Raw genomic sequence first — 16,106 nt, 5'->3', positions numbered from 1 at the left:
GCCATGCACACATTTTTTCCCCGCACTCTGTCCCGCAGTGACATCAAGAGCTGGATAAAGGCAGGCGACACACCTGTAACCCGGACTCTCAAGGGTCTTTATTTCGGGACGAGAAACTTCTCCTTCCCCGTCCTCCAGCCCCTCCACAAGGGTCTTTACAGGACACATCTGGGCCTGTCTGGTCTGTCCCAGTGGCTGACCCGTGCAGTCTACTGGACCCCACTGTTCCAGTCCCGCCTGACAAAGCCTGCCAGCGGCTTACTGCTCTACAGCGGAATGCCCCAGGTTCTGGGGGATCTCGACATCACCATTGGCAGGGACTGCCGGATCTCGGGACAAAGCACCTTTTCGGGTCGCGCCAGCGGATCGCAAAAGCCCGTCCTGACCATTGGCAGCAATGTCGGCATTTCCTGGCAGACAACCATCAATGTCGGGCGGCAGGTCAGTCTCGGAAACAATGTTCGCATAGCAGGCCGGACCGTTCTGTCCGGTTACCCCGGGCATCCTCTCAATGCCGAAGATCGCGCGGCAGGACTGCCCGATACTCCCGATCAGATCGGGGACATCATTCTGGAAGACGATGTCTGGATCGGAAGCGGCGTCTTTATCGGCGCGGATGTAAGGATCGGTGCCCGAACCATCGTAGCCGCAGGTTCCGTTGTCACAAAGGATCTCCCTCCGGATGTGTTCGCCGGCGGTGTCCCCGCAAGGATTATCCGCAAGCTCTAACCGTTTATCGAGCCCCTCCTGCCCTCCCTGACGAAAGGACAAGGTCATGAAAACGCAAGCTCTTCTTGAACAGTTCACCACTCCTGAACTTCACGAAAACCACATCGAAATGATCGTTTTCGGAGAAGACTGGGGAGGACACCCCAGCTCGACACAGCATCTGATCAAGCGACTTCTTCCCGCTCACAAGATCGTCTGGATCAACTCTCTGGGCCTGCGTCGTCCCACCCTGTCTCTCAGAGATGGCAAGCGCGTGATCAACAAGCTTCATGCGATGTGTTCCCCACTGGATGCCCAGGTCATCCGGGAGGTACAGGAACAAGGTGCAAGCGATGTTGCTCCCTGTCAGATTATTGCACCAAAGAGCATTTCCTGGCCCGGCAACCCGCTGGCTTCACAGTTCAATCGCCTCAGCCTGAAGAAGCAGATTGACGAAACAATTGCCCGTCACAATTTCAAACGCCCCATCCTGTGGACTTCTCTCCCCAGCGCCGTTGATGCACTGGAATGTTATCCGGATTATCCCGTGGTCTACTATTGCGGAGACGATTTCAACGCCCTTGCCGGGGTCGACCATGAACCCGTTGCCCGGATGGAACAGCGCCTGGCTCTCAGGGCAGACCTGATCATTACCGCCAGTCGGGACCTGTTTGAGCGTTTCCCATCACACAAGACAATCCTTCTGGAACACGGCGTTGACTACCAGCATTTTTCCACCCCTGTTTCCAGAGCCCCGGATCTGCCGGATCATCCCCGTATTGCAGGCTTTTATGGTTCCCTGCATGACTGGCTGGATCAGGATATGATCGCCACGACCGCCAGAGACCTGCCGGACTGGAAATTTGTTTTCATCGGAGACAAGCACTGTGACACCGGAAAACTGGACAGCCTTGATAATATTGAATTTCTCGGTCCTCGTGCGCACAGCAGGCTCCCTTCCTATGTGCAACACTGGCAGGCTTCTCTTCTGCCTTTTCTGGACACGCCCCAGATCAGGGCCTGCAACCCCCTGAAACTGCGAGAATATCTCAGCGCAGGCAAACCCGTCATCAGCACGGATTTCCCGGCTGCCAGGTCCTGCGGTGACAGGGTCCGTCTTGTTCGCTCTGCCGCGGATCTGACAACAGCCCTGAAAGCCATGGCTGCGGAAGGCCCCAAAGAAGCAATGCCGGATACGCGCATGATGGTTCAGAGTTGGGAGAACAAGGCACGCCTCCTGACCGATCACCTTCTATCCTTCTGATTCAAAATAGAAATTACCTCTCATCAATCTGGCACAAAGCCTGCAACGATCAAGGAGAACAGACACAAAACAGGCGAAAAAGGGAAGGAATTCTCAAAATGAGACAGCAACTGATAAAGCACACTCTCAAAATGAAAATCGCTTTGCTCGTCCTGGGATCCTTCGCCGTACAGGGATGCGTGATGGGAACCAGAAGCGCAGCAGACTACCTGCCTTTTTCCGCCCAGTTCCTGATTGATCAGGATATGAATGAAAGCAAGCAGGGCAACCTGCCCTCTTCCAAAATCTCTGTCGAACAGATGCTGGCCTCCCTGACGGGCGTGGAAACAGCCGAACCGGAAGCCCCGTCCTCAGATCTCCCCCACCAGCTTCGCCCTGCGAAACAGACTGTACAGGTTGACCTGCAACAGACATCTTCTTTGCAACTGCGCGAGAAGTTCGCCCGGGATCCGGCTTTTCAAAACGGATTTTCCGGACAGGCGACCCTGATCATCGGCCCCGTCGGAGAGTCCGAAACAGCACAGCTGGCCTCTTATCATGCCATGAGCAAGGCGCACCGGATTGGTCGTGATCTGGATGATCTCTTTCCAAATATCAGAATGCGTTTTGATCCGCTGACCCCGCGCGACACCCTGAAGATTGTCCTCGAAAACGATCAGGCTGCGGAGGGCTAGGACAATGCGCAATCTCGTTTTCAAACGTCTCTTTTATATTCTCCACAGCGCCTGGAGAAGACGTTACCTGATCGTCGTTCCGATCCTGCTCATGCCTCTCGCAGGGCTGGCCGTTGGTCTCCTGACGCCCAACAAGTACAAAACCTTTGCCACAATCCTGATTCAGGAACCTTCCATGCAGAACCCCTTCCTGAAGGATCTGATGGTCGAGACCAACCTGAAAAAACGGATGGAAGCCCTGACAGCTCTGGTCCACAGTCGCCACATTCTGACAGAGATTGCCATCAAGCAGGGCATGATTGCCGAAAAGGAAGAAGACCTCGCCAAAAAGGAACAGGCGATTGCCACGCTGTCCAAGGCGTTCAAGGTTTCCCTGATCGGGAACGAACTGGTTCGTATTGAGTATGAAGCTCCGCAAGCAGAAGGAATGGTTGATACCCTCAATCTGGTCGCCCTGCGGTTTGTCGAGAGGGTTGTTGCCCCCCAGCGCTACTCTATCTTCAAGTCCCGCGACTTCCTGCAAACAGAAATGGTTCAGCGTGAAACCGATCTTCTGGAAGCAGAACAGCGACTTGCGACCTACAAATCGGAGTTTGCAAGCGAGCTCCCGGAACTCCACGCCCGGAACGTTATTCGCCTGTCCCAGATCAAGGACCTTCTGTCCGATCGCCAGACTGTCCTGCAGGGAGCCAGAGCGCGTTACAGCAATCTGAGAGAGCGCCTGTCCCAGACCAATCCTGTGGTCGGACAGATCGAGGAACAGATCGTTTCACTGATGGGCGAACTCGCTGTCCTCAGATCACGCTATACAGACCAGCACTCTTCCATTCGCGGTCTGCTGCGCAAGATCAGCGCTCTCGAAACCGAACGCGCACGCGCCCTGCAAAGCAATCCGGATATTTCCAGAGAGGATCTGAAACGCCTGTGGGATCGGGCCTCCACAATCAAAAGCTCGTCCGAGGAAGCCCCTCTTCTCGTTGAACAGCTTAAAAAGCTGCAATCCGTCGAGAATGAAATTCAGGGCCTTGAACAGGAAGTCTCCGGCCTGGAGACAGAGTACACAGAAATCGAAACCAAGGTTCGCAGCTATGGCAAGCATGAACGGGAAATCACAAATCTCGAACGTGATCTCAACGTCAAACGCCAAATCTATGAAGATCTGGCAAGCCGTCATCAACTGGCCCAGGTCACAGGTGCGCTTGGAAAATTCGAGGAAGCGGACCGGGTCAAGATGATTGATCCGCCCTTCAAACCAACAGCTCCGAGCAATCTGCCGCTCTTCGTTTACATCATCATTGGCCTGATCGCAGGCAAGTTTCTGGGCATCAGCCTGGCCACCATCAGCGAGATTGTCAGCAGGCAGGTTTACGCAACAGAAAGCTTCGAAACCCTGATGGGAGCTCCGGTTATCGGACGCCTCCCCCTGCAAAGGCCCAGGGGTTTCGATCCGAAAACAGGCCAGCTTGACCTCGAACTCACCCCCTCCCTCAAGCCTTCCCCCTCCAAAGGATAGGAGAATGTCCCATGCAAAAAGGAACAAACAGAAAAAACAAGGCAACCATTTTTCAAATCGTTCAGCACCTCCGTCCCGGCGGGATTGAAGTCCTGGCCCTCAACATTCTCGAAAAGCTCAGGGATCACTCCAATCTCATGGTGATCTCCCTCGAAGGTACAAAAGACGAGGCTCTGCAAAGCTGGCCAGTTCTGCAGGACTACAGGGATCAACTGATTTTCCTGAACAAGAAGCCCGGCTGGTCAGTTGCAACCCTTCTGCGTCTGGTCACCCTGTTCAAGCAGCAAAGACCGGATGCCGTTCACACCCATCACATCGGCCCAATGCTTTACGGTGGTCTGGCCGCCAGGATCACCGGCGTCCAAACCCTGCTGCACACCGAACACGACGGATGGCACCTGACTGTCAATGGTACGCTCCAGCGCAAGCTGATCCGCTTGCTGAAGCCTGCCGTGATTCCGGTGGCCTATCAGGTTGCCGGATGCCTGGCCAAATTCTGCGGTGCCAAAGCCACGCGGATCATTCACAACGGTGTGGATTGTGATCGCTTCAAACCCGGAGACAAGCAGGCAGCCAGAGAACACTTCTCCCTTCCCGCCAAACCGGTTCTGATCGGCACGGCCGGTCGCATGGAGAGTGTCAAGGGCCACAGGTTCCTGATCGAGGCCATGAACGGCCTGCCCGAACATGTTCATCTGGTGCTTGCAGGCGATGGCTCGCTCAGAAGGGAGCTCGAAGACCTGTCAGCAGAATGCGCACTTTCTCACAGGATCCACTTTCTCGGCCGCATTGACGACATGCCGGGGTTCTATCAGGCACTTGATCTGTTTTGCCTTCCGTCCCTGAACGAGGGCTTCCCCCTCTCTCCACTGGAAGCGCAAGCCTGTGCCGTTCCCTGTGTTCTGACCAACGTCGGCGGTTCGGCAGAGACGCTCTGTCCGCACAGTGGTCGACTGGCCAAGGCCGGCGATGCGCTCGATCTGTCCGAGCGGCTTCAGGATGCCCTCGCCCAGAAGAAGTCCGGAACGGCAAGGGACTTCATCCTGCAGCACTTCGAACTCCACAAAACACTGGAAGCCTATTGCAGCCTTTATGGCAGTGGCATGCCTCTTGCCAATCATAGCTAGTGTCACACCCTCAACGGTGTCTTCCTGTCAGGCTCAAGGACAACAATGGAGATCTTCAAATGATTGAAAATTCAACAACTTTTGACATTGCCGCCATACTGGCACTCGGTCTCTCGGGTTTTCTGGTTGTCTATTCCCATCTCCTTTATCCTCTCATTTTGAAAGTCATTTCAAAAAAAGAGAGCCGAAACGGAGCTGTTCACGAGCCGGACAACAGCGCGCAGGAGTTCAACGCCGACCAGCTGCCCCGGATCACCATTGTGATCCCGGCCTACAATGAAGAAGCATCAATTGCCCAGAAGATCTGCAATCTTTCCGCACTCGATTATCCAGGCGACAGGTTTGATGTCATCATCCATTGCGATGGCTGCACCGACAAAACCTTTGAAATCGCCGAAGCAACGCTGGCAACAGCTGTTTGCAGGAGCCTGAACATCTCTCTGGTCAACGCTCACCAGAATATCGGCAAGATCGCGGTCCTGAACCGGACGGTCCCGAAAGCGCGCGGTGACATCATTGCCTTTTCGGATGTGTCCGCTCTCCTGTCCATCAATGCCCTGAAACGTCTGGCCCTGAACTACCGGAACAAGGATGTGGGTATTGTTGCCGGCACCTATGATTTCTTTGATCTGCAGAACAGCGACGAACAAAGCTACTGGCAGTATCAGCGCAACATCAAGATTGGTGAACAAAAGCTGGGAGCACTCATCGGCTGCCACGGTGCCTTTTATTCCATCAGAAAGGAACTGTTCAGCCCTCTGGCCCCGGACACCATCAATGATGACTTCATGATCCCCATGTCCATCCAGCAGAACGGCTTCAAGGGTGTCTATGATCGCGACATCATTGCGCTGGAACTGGAAAGCTCAAACAGGGACCAGGATTACAAACGTCGCATTCGCATTTCCCGCGGCAATATTCAACAGGTCCTGCGTCTGCTCCCTCTGCTCCACCCCAAATTCGGGGGACTGGCTTTCTCTTTCCTTTCCACAAAGGTTCTCAGGGCGCTCACACCGATCCTTCTGATCCTGTGTCTGGTCAGCTCTGTCATGCTGGCAATGAGCAAGGCTCCCCTTTTCCAGATCACCGGCCTGCTTTCGCTGACAGCCCAGCTGACTCTCTACAGCCTGACACTGCTGCATGCGATTTATCCGAAGCGTTTCGGCTCCGGCCCTGTCAGCAAGCTTGCCTACCTTGTCCGGGGGCATCTGGCCGGACTGGCAGGCTGGGGCTCCTACCTCTTCGGACAGGGCAAAGGCACTGCCTGGAACAAGACACCCCGTCCGGAACAGTCCAGAAGCTTCTACATCCCTCAGTCCGTCCAGTTTTCAAAACGTCTGTTTGATGTATCGGCCTCTCTTGCCGGACTGCTTGCTCTGCTGCCCCTTTTTCCCCTGATCGCACTGCTGATCCGCCTGGACAGCCCGGGTCCAGCCCTTTTCAGGCAGAAGAGAGTGGGACTGGCGACAGCCGATCAGACTCAGTTCTTTGAAATGGTCAAATTCAGGACGATGCGGACAGATGCGGAGAAAAAGACAGGTGCAGTGTGGGCACAGAAGAATGATCCCCGCGTCACGCGCATCGGACGCTTCCTGCGCAAGACCCGCATTGATGAACTCCCGCAGCTCTGGAATGTCCTCAAGGGAGACATGTCCCTGATTGGCCCGCGCCCGGAAAGGCCGGAACTGTATGGAAAACTTGAAAAAGCCGTTCCTTTCTTCGCAGAGAGAAACTTCGGTGTCCGCCCCGGCATCACCGGACCTGCGCAGATTTTCAACGGTTATGACGCAACGATAGAAGATGTGCGGAACAAGGCTGCCTGGGATCATTCCTATGCCCTGCAGCTGAGTGACGTCAAAAGCTGGGTTTCCGTCGATCTGGAAATCCTTTTCAAAACCGTCGGTGTCATTGTCGGACGCCGCGGCCAATAAAACGGAAGGAAGGAAAAATGGACAAAAAAGCTCTTTTAAAAGTCAGCCTTTTCAGCCTCTTGGCAATTCCGATCAGTCAGGCTCATGCCGTTGACATTGATTACGGGGACAGCCCGCCGGTGAACGTCGATGTCGAGCTTCAGCTTCTGATTGATGTGTCCGGAAGTATCAGCAACTCGGAATACGATCTGCAGATGCAGGGCTATTCCTATGCCCTTCAGGACTCAGCCATCCAGGATGCCATCCTTGGCACCGGCAACGGCGAATACGGACAGATTGCCGTGCAGACTGTCATGTGGTCCAGCCAGTCCGCCCAACAGGTGATGACAGACTGGACGCTGCTTGATTCAACGGAATCCATTACAAGCTACGCCAATACACTGGCCGATATGTCCCGCCCGTTTTACGGGGCAACCTACAATGCCGAAGCACTGGATTTCGGATCGGCGACCTTTGCCGACAACGGCTTTGAAGGCACCCGGAACGTCATTGACATGTCCGGAGACGGCTATGGCTACGATTATCTCTACAGCAACTACTCCTTCTTCTCAGGAGGGGAGACATCCGTTGCCAGAGACAATGCCCTCAACAACGGCATTGATACAATCAACGGCCTGACCATCACCTACGATTACAATCAGGTCGGTGATGTGGATCTGACAACCTGGTACTCCCAGAATGTAATCGGTGGCGAGGATGCCTTCGTTCTTCAGGCCGGCGATTTCACGGATTTCCGTTCTGCCCTTTCAACCAAGCTCTTCGCTGAAATCGAAGGCGATATCATCCCGACCAATGCGATCACACCCGGCGAGGTCTTCTCTGCTCCGGCCCCGATTGCCGGCTCGGGTCTTCTGTCGCTGCTGATGCTCGGTTTCTGTCGTCTGGCAGGACGGAGACGCCAGACACAATAACAACAGGTCTCCATAAGTCCTGAAATCCGGAAGCTCTGCTGATGCTTCCAAAAACTGACCCTGACTTTCACACGATAAGATCCGGGTCTTTTTTTGACACAAGCCCTTTCACAATGAGTCTCATTTTGTGAATCGCCATGCCTCTCACAGACAGACCAAGGCTATTCTGTTGATTTATATATACAAATAGAGTTTTTCTTTCTGGCATCCTCCTTGCTCCTCCTAACGAAAGACAGTTTCAAGGAGGATTTGAAATGCAGAATTCAAATACGACTTACAACCAGAAAGAAACCTTTTATCACATTACAGGTTACTTCGACGCCGAGACCGTCGCTGTTCTGGAAGACGATCTTGCAAATCTGATCGAAAAGGAAACAGGGCGCCTGATCCTTGATCTGAGCACTGTTGATTTCATCGACTCCTCCGGAATTGGCAGCATTGTTTTCCTGTTTAAACGGTTGCGTGTCCAGAACCGTGAACTGGTTCTCAAGGGCGTTCACGGTCAGCCGGCACGCCTGCTGAAATCCCTGAAAGTCGATCAGGCCATTCACACAGAGTTCTCCGAAGATACAGAGGCTCTGCAATGAGAGGCCCGACCCAACACGGATCCCGCACCGGATGGGTGTTCGGAGTGATCGCCCTGATCAGCCTTGGTGGCTGCATGAGCTCCGATGCTCCCTGGCCGGAACATGGTCAGGGCGGCCTCGCCGAGGAAATGCCCACCAACATTGAACCTGCCATAACAGAAGAAGAGTTCGCCAAGCTCAAGGCAGATGTCATTTTCTGTGGCGCTGAAGTCGATTACCTCGGCAGAAGTGCCCTGAACGACTGGTACCCCGCCCTGATTCACAGGCTCGAAATGCAACAGACACTGATCGAAAGACAATTCGAGGGCGGGTTCTACTTCAACACACGCAAAGACCTCACAAGGCTGCAGGAGTTGCTGAATATCGCAAAGCAAACCATGCAGGAAATCGGAAAAAGCGAAGGATAGAGGGGAAGAGAAGATGTCAGCGAAAAACCGGAAAACACCAAATCGCAGTCAGGTACTGGCAGGTTTGCTGCTGTTTACAGGGCTTGTGCTGCAGCTTCTCTTTATGACTCTTTCTCCTGCGCAGGCATCCCAGCAGGAAGTGACCCTGCGCCCCGGAGACATTCTGGTTTTGGATCTTCCCGGCGAAACCAGCTTCAGTGAACCCTTCCAGATTGATCTCCAGGGCTTTATCATGCTCCCCGAAGCCGGTCCTGTTCAGCTCTCCGGCCTGTCTGTCAGCGAGGCACACGGGAAGATCTCGGGCGAACTCAAGCCAATCTTCAAAAGCATTGAACGCCTGAACCTCTACCTGAAAGAGCGTCGCCTGATCGTCAGTGTCCTGGGCTATGTCAAACGCCCCGGTCCTGTCGACCTGAAAGGAATGGGCACTATCCAGATGGCCATCAACAAGGCTGGCGGTCTGGAACAGGGAGCCCAGCTGGACAAGCTGCAGGTGCGCAGGGCAAACGCCGAAAACGGGATTGATGTCTTCGTTTTCGATTACAAGAAATATCTGGACACAGGCGATCAGTCCCTGCTGCCGGACCTCCAGCCCCTCGATACGATTTTCGTTCCTGCCTCCCCGCTGACCGGGAATGTCCAGATCGAGTTTGATGCAAGAACCCTTGCGGCGTCCGGTGACGCCAGTGAAGACGGAGAAGCCGTCCGCGTTTTTGGTGAAGTTCATCGCCCCGGCGTCTTTACCTTCAAGGATGGAGCGTCCCTGATCGACCTGCTCATGCGCGCCGGTGGCGTCACACGCTATGCAGGTGTTGAACAGATCCGCGTCATCACAAACGGCCAGCCCCGCCCGTTCAACATGCGCGAATATCTGGACACCGGTAATCCTGAACTGATGCCTGTGATTGGCAAGGGAGACACGATCTTCGTCCCACAGGCTTCCGATCAGATCAAGCTGGGCGCACGCACAGTCTATGTTATGGGTGAAGTCTTCAAGCCCGGTGCCTATGAAACCAAGGAAAATGCCAGTTTCTTTGACATTCTGGCAAACGCCGGCGGCCCGACACGTTTTGCCGAAGTGCGCAAAATCCGCATTCTCCGCAAGGACGGCCAGGTACAGCCCTTTGATCTTCAGGCCTTTACCGAGAAGACCCGTCCGGGACTGGAACTGCCTGCCATTTTTCCGGGTGATGCCATTCTTGTGCCCGAGAAAACCGACATGAACGAGAAGTCCTGGCTGAAGGTCACACCGGACAGTGCCATCATGATCGTCGGTGCTGTCAACCGTCCGGGCCGCTATGAATGGGCCGATGAAATGAACCTGATCGAGCTCATCGCCCACGCCGGTGGTCCCAGAAGCACAGCCGACACGTCCAAGATCAAGATCATGGCCCGCCCCGATCTCGATACTGTTCCTCCTGTGATCTTCGATTTTGCCAGATTCATGACAGAAGGTGGAAGCCTCTATGACATTCCGGAACTGGCAGCAGGCTATACAGTCGAGGTTCCTGAACTGCCAAAGGATCCGAACGACAACCGTTCACAATGGGTCCGTCAGGAAAGCGAGCGTTCCATCTATGTCATGGGTTCAGTGGTTGCACCGGGTCGCTATGCCTTCAACGAGAACCTCAACTTCCTGGATATTGTTGCACAGGCACAGGGACCGTCCCCGAATGCAGATCTGCAAAACATCCGGATTTCGCACCGCAAGGAAGGCCCTGCGCGCGTTTCCAAAGTCAATCTTGCGCTTTATTTCGAAACAGGTGACGAAAGCCTGCTACCTGAAATCAAGCCGGAAGATGTGATCTACGTGCCGGACCGCGGCAGGGAATGGCTCCAGAAGCCCAAAGAGGAAATGGTGCGTGTTCTGGGAGCCGTCGGTCGTCCTGGTCGCTACAGCTTTGACAACAGCATGACCATTCTGGACCTGCTCGCAGAAGCCGGTGGTCCGAGAAGCGACGCACTGGTCGAGAAAATCGTGGTCGTCAACATCCGCGATGGGCAGTCCCACGCCCAGCTTTTCGATCTGTTCAACTTCGCACGTTCCAGCGACTACACCCAGCTTCCTGTGGTGCGTCCCGGCGACACGATCTACGTTCCTGACAAGAGCCAGAGTGACCGTGCCCGTTTCAGGGAAAACCTGTCAGATGCCATCAGCATCGTCAGCCTGATTTCAACACTTGCCACAGGTTTTTAAGGGAGAAGACCGATGACACCGATTGCCCTGAGCGAAAAATCCGTCGAACTTTCCTTCAAACTGATCCGTCAGCAAAAGCTGAAAACACTGGCTGTCACCGCAGTGCGGCAAAACGAAGGGGTCAGTGCCTTTGCCTACGCACTGGCAAGACGTGTGGCAACCGCCCACTCCAGGGTTCTGCTGATCGACATGAATATGATCAACTGCGGGCAGAGCAAAAATCTGGGAGAGAACTCTGTCGAATGGTGCCCGGGCAAGCTTGATCCCCGCAAGGACATTTCAAGACTGGCTTCCACAAATCTGGCCCTGCTTTCAGCCCCCTCACACCTCAGACGGGAGTGGATCTTCCAGGACGGCTCAACACTGGAAAAAATGCTGCAATCCCTGTCGGAAGAGTACGATCTGATCATTGCAGACCTTCCGCCCCTTCTGGAAAAACCCTCTGAAATCCATACAGAGAGCCTGTGTTCCGCCTTTGACAAGACCCTGATGATCGCCCTGTCGGGCTCTTCCGATGAAACACAGCTTTCAGCTGCCAGGGATCTGCTGGAAAAAGCCGGAGTCCGTCTTCTCGGCCTTGTGATCAATGACCGGCACTGCCCATCCCTTGCCGATGAACTCAAGCGCCAGCTCACCCGACTGTTCTTTGTACCGGCTTCTGTCAAAGGACTTTTGAACAGGTGGCTGCAGGACAACAGTTTCCTCAATCAGGAATTCTAGGACATCGTCTCCGGAGCAGAACAGCCCAGAACAACCAGCAGGGCATCATCCTTCAGGCTGTTCTCCTCATCCAGCTTCTCCCAAAGCCCGGAAGCCAGAGCCTCCGGATGGGATCCATTCCTGTAAAGAGCCTCTGCCTTTGACAACAGGGCAGCGGCATGCTCCTCGAGACTTCCCAGCTGATCTGCCGGTTCCAGAACACCATCCGTCATCAAACAGAGGTATTCCCCCCGATCAAGTTGCACAGGATGGCTTTCGTAGCAGGTCTGATGTTGCAATCCCGGCATTCCGCCGTCCAGATGCAACCATCTGGCCCCGTCCCTGCCGAGGAAACAGGGTGAGGGATGACCGGCAGAAGCGATCCACAGCTGTCCGTCGGGCGTTTCTGTCAGAACCTGAAGCGTGACAAGGGACTGCATTCCCAGATCATCGTTCCAGAGGAAATCCGACAGGGCCGACAGAATATCCCCGGGTTCATTTCTGTGACCGTTCGCATTGATGAAACCCCTGAGGTATCCCGCAAAGGCAAGCCCGAAGAACTTCGCCTGCACACCGTGCCCCATGACATCCATCATCACCAGATGCCTGTGCCCCGTAACAGGCGATGAGACGGCAAACAGGAAATCACCTCCCCCCGCCTCGGCGGCCCGCCATCTGACAGCACTCTCGAAACGGGACAACCCCTGAAAACTGTCGGGGCTGAGAAGACTGGTAACCCCCCGTTCAAACTGCTCCATAAAGGCCGTCAGTTCCAGGCGGCGTCTTTCCAGAACACGATTGAGCAGATCCAGCAGTTCCTGCTTCCGGAGCGGTTTGGTCAAAAAGGCATTGATGGCCAAAGTCGCTGCGGTTTGCGCCAGTGATTTTTCCGGATTGCCTGTCATGAAGACAAAGGGGATGGCCGCGAACTTCCTGTTCAGTCTCAATCGTTCCGAAAACTGAACCCCGTCCCCGTCCGGCATCATGACATCACACATGATGAGATCGGGTGTCTCCAGTCCCAGAGAAGCTTCTGCCTCTCCGGCAGACAGACAGAGCCTGACCCTGAAGACATCCCGCAGATACAGCGCGATCAAATCCGCCTGCAGGGGATCATCCTCAACAACGAGAACAAGGGGCTTTGCCGTCGACGGGTCTTCCAGAAAGAACGAGAAGCAATTGAACCCGGACTGACGGGAATAGTTGGCTCTTTCAAGCGCCCCCAGCCCCAGGGCCAGTCCGAGGCCTCCCGGCTCAAGGTCCTGCTCCTCGTCAAGAAAGGTTCGAAGTCTGTCCCGGGAATCAGAGAAACAGTCCGCAAACTGTTCAAACGGACTGCCATCGTCCTTCAACAAAAAGGAAAAGCCTCCCGGCGCTCTTTCAATCGTCAGCTCAAGGGAATTCGGGCAGGAATCGGAATGCCTGAGAGCATTGGTCCACAGCTCCGATATCGCCAGCCCGGCTGCATCGCGCACGGCCACTGTGGACTTAAGCCGTCTGAGGAAAAGATCAACGACATCCCTTGCCTCCCTGACAGAGTGAATATCTGCGGACCATGACTGCTTCAGAAGTGACATTTCACATCCCGTTCTCATTTTGAGAAAGAGTTTATTAACCAGCTTCTTTTTAAACTACTGGAATAGGCGTTCCAGGAGAACCATCAATTTCAAGGCTTGGGCTCACATGCACAACATTCTCATTGTTGAAGACGATATGATTATGGCCGACCTCTTCGAGACATACCTGTCCGAGGAAAAGTACCAGATCACAAAATGTCATGACGGAGCCTCCGCCTTTTCAGAACTCGAGAAAAGAGTCTATGACGCTGTCCTTCTGGACCTGAAACTGCCCGACATGAACGGCTTTGACATCCTGCAGACCATCAAGGCAAAGGGCTATGGCAGCTCTGTCATTGTCATCACCGGTCAGGGATCCATGAACACGGCCATTGATGCCATGAAATTCGGAGCCAGTGATTTCATGGTCAAGCCGGCCAGCAAGGAAAGACTGGTCATCACCCTGCGAAATGCCCTGGAAAAACAGGAATTACAGCAGGTTGTTCAAACCTATAAATCGAAAATCGATCGCAATGACTACTGCGGGTTCATCGGCTCTTCCCTGCCCATGCAGGAAGTCTATCGCATCATTGATTCTGCGGCTTCAAGCACGGCAACCGTTTTCATCACGGGGGAGAGCGGGACAGGCAAGGAAGTCTGTGCCGAAGCCATCCACCAGAAAAGCGACCGCAGCAACAGGCCCTTTTGCGCCCTGAACTGTGGAGCCATCCCGAGAGACCTGATGGAGTCCGAAATTTTCGGTCATGTCAAAGGCGCCTTTACCGGAGCCAATACAGATCGGGAAGGCGCAGCGGCGCAGGCCAACGGAGGCACGCTCTTTCTTGATGAAATTGGCGAAATGGATCTGGATCTCCAGACAAAGCTTCTTCGCTTCGTTCAAAGCCGCAAGTTTACAAAGGTCGGCGGGAACAAGGAAATCTCCGTGGATGTCCGGATCATCTGTGCAACCAACAGGGACCCGCTGGGAGAAGTTCAGGCCGGCCGGTTCAGGGAAGACCTCTACTACCGCCTGCACGTTCTGCCGATCCACATGCCCGCCCTGAGAGAACGCGGCGAGGATATCATCCGGATCGCAGAACATTTCCTGAAAAACGATGTCAGGGAAGAAAACAAAAGTTTCAAAAACTTCGACAATGAAACCCAGTCCATTCTGATGAGTTATGACTGGCCCGGAAACGTGCGACAGCTCCAGAATGTCGTCAGAAACATCGTCGTCCTGAACGACGCCGAGGAAGTCACCCGCAAAATTCTGCCCGCGCCCCTGAACGACTTTGACAGCAACCGCCTTGTCAGCAGAAGACCCGTTCAGTCCTTTGCTCCTCCTGCCGGTTCCCATCACGCTTCGCCGGGGCCTTCCGGCCCGGTAACAGCACAGAACACTCTCGCTCTGGGGGATACTCCGGAAACCCTGACCTCCATGGAAAACCTTGAGCGAATGGCCATTGAAAACGCCATCAGGGTCTGTGATGGCAGTATTCCTGCCGTGGCACATTACCTGGGGCTCAGCGCCGCCACCATCTACCGCAAGAAAGCCCAGTGGAATCTTTGAGCAAACCGGGCCGTTCTGCTCACTGCGGAGCTGTTAACCGGGAGCCTCCAGATCAAGGCAGGCCAGCAACTGTGCACGCCCTTCCCTCGCTTCATTGACCAGCAGGGAAATCTCCTGTTCTGTCCAGCTTGGCGGGTCGGCATTTTCAATCTTTCTGCACAGCACCTCAAGCGAACGCAATCCATAGGTTGCCGCAGAGGACCCCAGAGTATGGGTTTCGTGTATCACCTCATCCACATGACCGGCTTCATAAGCCTGCTGGATCCTGTGAACCCTGTCCCTGCAATCCTGAACAAATCTCAGGGCAAAGTCAGCGGCTGCCTCAGCACCGATTGCAGAGATCAGGTTATCGAGGACCCTGTGATCAACAGCAGTGTAATCATTCATGGATTTCAAGCTCCTAGTTGCTGTAGCTGCACAGATAGTCTTCCACGCGCTTCTTGATAAAATTCAGATCGACGGGTTTTGTCAAATAGCCGTCGACACCTGCATCACACGCCTCTTCAAAATGATAGCCTTTCCGCTTTCCGGTTAACATGAAAACCGGAATGGGAGGGTTGAAATTCATCAGCTTCATTCTGCGAATAAACTCCAGACCATCCATTTGCGGCATCATCCAGTCGAGAAGAATGAGATCAGGGCGCAGGGCGCGCAGGGCCAGCAGAGCCATGTCCGGCTCCTTGTAGTAGCAGGTTTCAATGCCTTTCAAACTCTCCAGAGCCCGGGCAACCATCTGCCCAATGACAGGATCATCATCAACAACCAGTATGCTTTTGATACCAACCATTTTTATTCTCCTTACTGTTCAACCGGATACTAGCAAGGATCAGACCACTTTTTTCACCCAATAAGCATTTGATAAAAAACAAATAATAATTTTCTCACCAAGTTATTAGCAAAATGAGAACCTTTCTGAGACTATAATTTCATGAACACGGTGTTTCAGCAGCCCTAACCGCAAG

15 protein-coding genes are annotated in these 16,106 nt (G+C 54.1%); 12 read left to right on the top strand and 3 right to left on the bottom strand.

The window, feature by feature from the left end:
* Positions 1–3 precede the first annotated feature (3 nt).
* The 11 genes from AAAH10_RS10840 to AAAH10_RS10790 all read left to right on the top strand — a co-directional run bounded on the left by AAAH10_RS10840 (position 4) and on the right by AAAH10_RS10790 (position 12,039).
* Entirely contained in the window at positions 4–729 is a 726-nt protein-coding gene (locus AAAH10_RS10840; protein ID WP_343563410.1) for an acyltransferase, read from the top strand.
* A 46-nt stretch (positions 730–775) separates the two neighbouring features.
* Positions 776–1,972, top strand: a complete 1,197-nt coding sequence (locus tag AAAH10_RS10835) for a glycosyltransferase (RefSeq protein ID WP_343563409.1) — start codon at positions 776–778, stop codon at positions 1,970–1,972.
* 98 nt (positions 1,973–2,070) lie between these two features.
* A complete protein-coding gene (locus AAAH10_RS10830; protein ID WP_343563407.1) occupies positions 2,071–2,646 on the top strand; it encodes a hypothetical protein in 576 nt (191 codons plus the stop codon).
* A 4-nt stretch (positions 2,647–2,650) separates the two neighbouring features.
* Positions 2,651–4,159: a GumC family protein gene (locus tag AAAH10_RS10825; protein WP_343563405.1), complete on the top strand. Its 1,509-nt coding sequence runs from the start codon at positions 2,651–2,653 to the stop codon at positions 4,157–4,159.
* Positions 4,160–4,170: 11 nt separating this feature from the next.
* The gene (locus tag AAAH10_RS10820; RefSeq protein WP_343563403.1) at positions 4,171–5,286 is read left to right on the top strand and encodes a glycosyltransferase; all 1,116 of its coding nucleotides are present in this window, start codon (positions 4,171–4,173) and stop codon (positions 5,284–5,286) included.
* A gap of 59 nt (positions 5,287–5,345) precedes the next feature.
* Entirely contained in the window at positions 5,346–7,217 is a 1,872-nt protein-coding gene (locus tag AAAH10_RS10815; protein WP_343563401.1) for a sugar transferase, read from the top strand.
* Between the two features lie 17 nt (positions 7,218–7,234).
* On the top strand, positions 7,235–8,128 hold the full coding sequence (locus tag AAAH10_RS10810) for a DUF1194 domain-containing protein (protein WP_343563400.1): 894 nt from the start codon (positions 7,235–7,237) through the stop codon (positions 8,126–8,128).
* Between the two features lie 254 nt (positions 8,129–8,382).
* Positions 8,383–8,715 (top strand): STAS domain-containing protein, encoded by a 333-nt coding sequence (locus AAAH10_RS10805; protein WP_343563398.1) that lies wholly within the window; start codon positions 8,383–8,385, stop codon positions 8,713–8,715.
* Positions 8,712–9,122, top strand: a complete 411-nt coding sequence (locus AAAH10_RS10800; protein WP_343563395.1) for a hypothetical protein — start codon at positions 8,712–8,714, stop codon at positions 9,120–9,122. The genes AAAH10_RS10805 and AAAH10_RS10800 overlap by 4 nt, the downstream gene beginning before the upstream one ends.
* Positions 9,123–9,135: 13 nt before the next feature.
* Positions 9,136–11,319: an SLBB domain-containing protein gene (locus AAAH10_RS10795; protein ID WP_343563393.1), complete on the top strand. Its 2,184-nt coding sequence runs from the start codon at positions 9,136–9,138 to the stop codon at positions 11,317–11,319.
* A 12-nt stretch (positions 11,320–11,331) separates the two neighbouring features.
* Positions 11,332–12,039 carry a P-loop NTPase family protein gene (locus tag AAAH10_RS10790; RefSeq protein ID WP_343563392.1) on the top strand — a complete coding sequence of 236 codons (708 nt, stop codon included), beginning with the start codon at positions 11,332–11,334 and terminating at the stop codon, positions 12,037–12,039.
* Here the strand turns inward: AAAH10_RS10790 and AAAH10_RS10785 are convergent.
* Positions 12,036–13,595, bottom strand: a complete 1,560-nt coding sequence (locus AAAH10_RS10785) for a SpoIIE family protein phosphatase (protein ID WP_343563390.1) — start codon at positions 13,593–13,595, stop codon at positions 12,036–12,038. The two genes, AAAH10_RS10790 and AAAH10_RS10785, sit on opposite strands and share 4 nt — an antisense overlap.
* 106 nt (positions 13,596–13,701) lie before the next feature.
* On the opposite strand from AAAH10_RS10785, the gene AAAH10_RS10780 reads away from it, so the two are divergent.
* Positions 13,702–15,144 (top strand): sigma-54-dependent transcriptional regulator, encoded by a 1,443-nt coding sequence (locus tag AAAH10_RS10780; protein ID WP_343563387.1) that lies wholly within the window; start codon positions 13,702–13,704, stop codon positions 15,142–15,144.
* A gap of 33 nt (positions 15,145–15,177) precedes the next feature.
* Here the strand turns inward: AAAH10_RS10780 and AAAH10_RS10775 are convergent, their stop codons facing one another.
* Both AAAH10_RS10775 and AAAH10_RS10770 read right to left on the bottom strand, forming a co-directional pair.
* Positions 15,178–15,531 carry an Hpt domain-containing protein gene (locus AAAH10_RS10775; protein WP_343563385.1) on the bottom strand — a complete coding sequence of 118 codons (354 nt, stop codon included), beginning with the start codon at positions 15,529–15,531 and terminating at the stop codon, positions 15,178–15,180.
* Between the two features lie 13 nt (positions 15,532–15,544).
* Positions 15,545–15,931, bottom strand: coding sequence for a response regulator (locus tag AAAH10_RS10770; protein WP_343563383.1), 387 nt, complete (start codon positions 15,929–15,931; stop codon positions 15,545–15,547).
* Positions 15,932–16,106 lie beyond the last annotated feature (175 nt).

The organism is Carbonatibacter coralli (assembly GCF_039592655.1).
In the GTDB taxonomy this organism is placed as follows: Bacteria; Pseudomonadota; Alphaproteobacteria; order Kiloniellales; family Kiloniellaceae; genus Carbonatibacter; species Carbonatibacter coralli.
The sequence above is the reverse complement of the archived record's forward strand: the minus strand, read 5'-3'. Positions and strand labels throughout refer to the sequence as shown.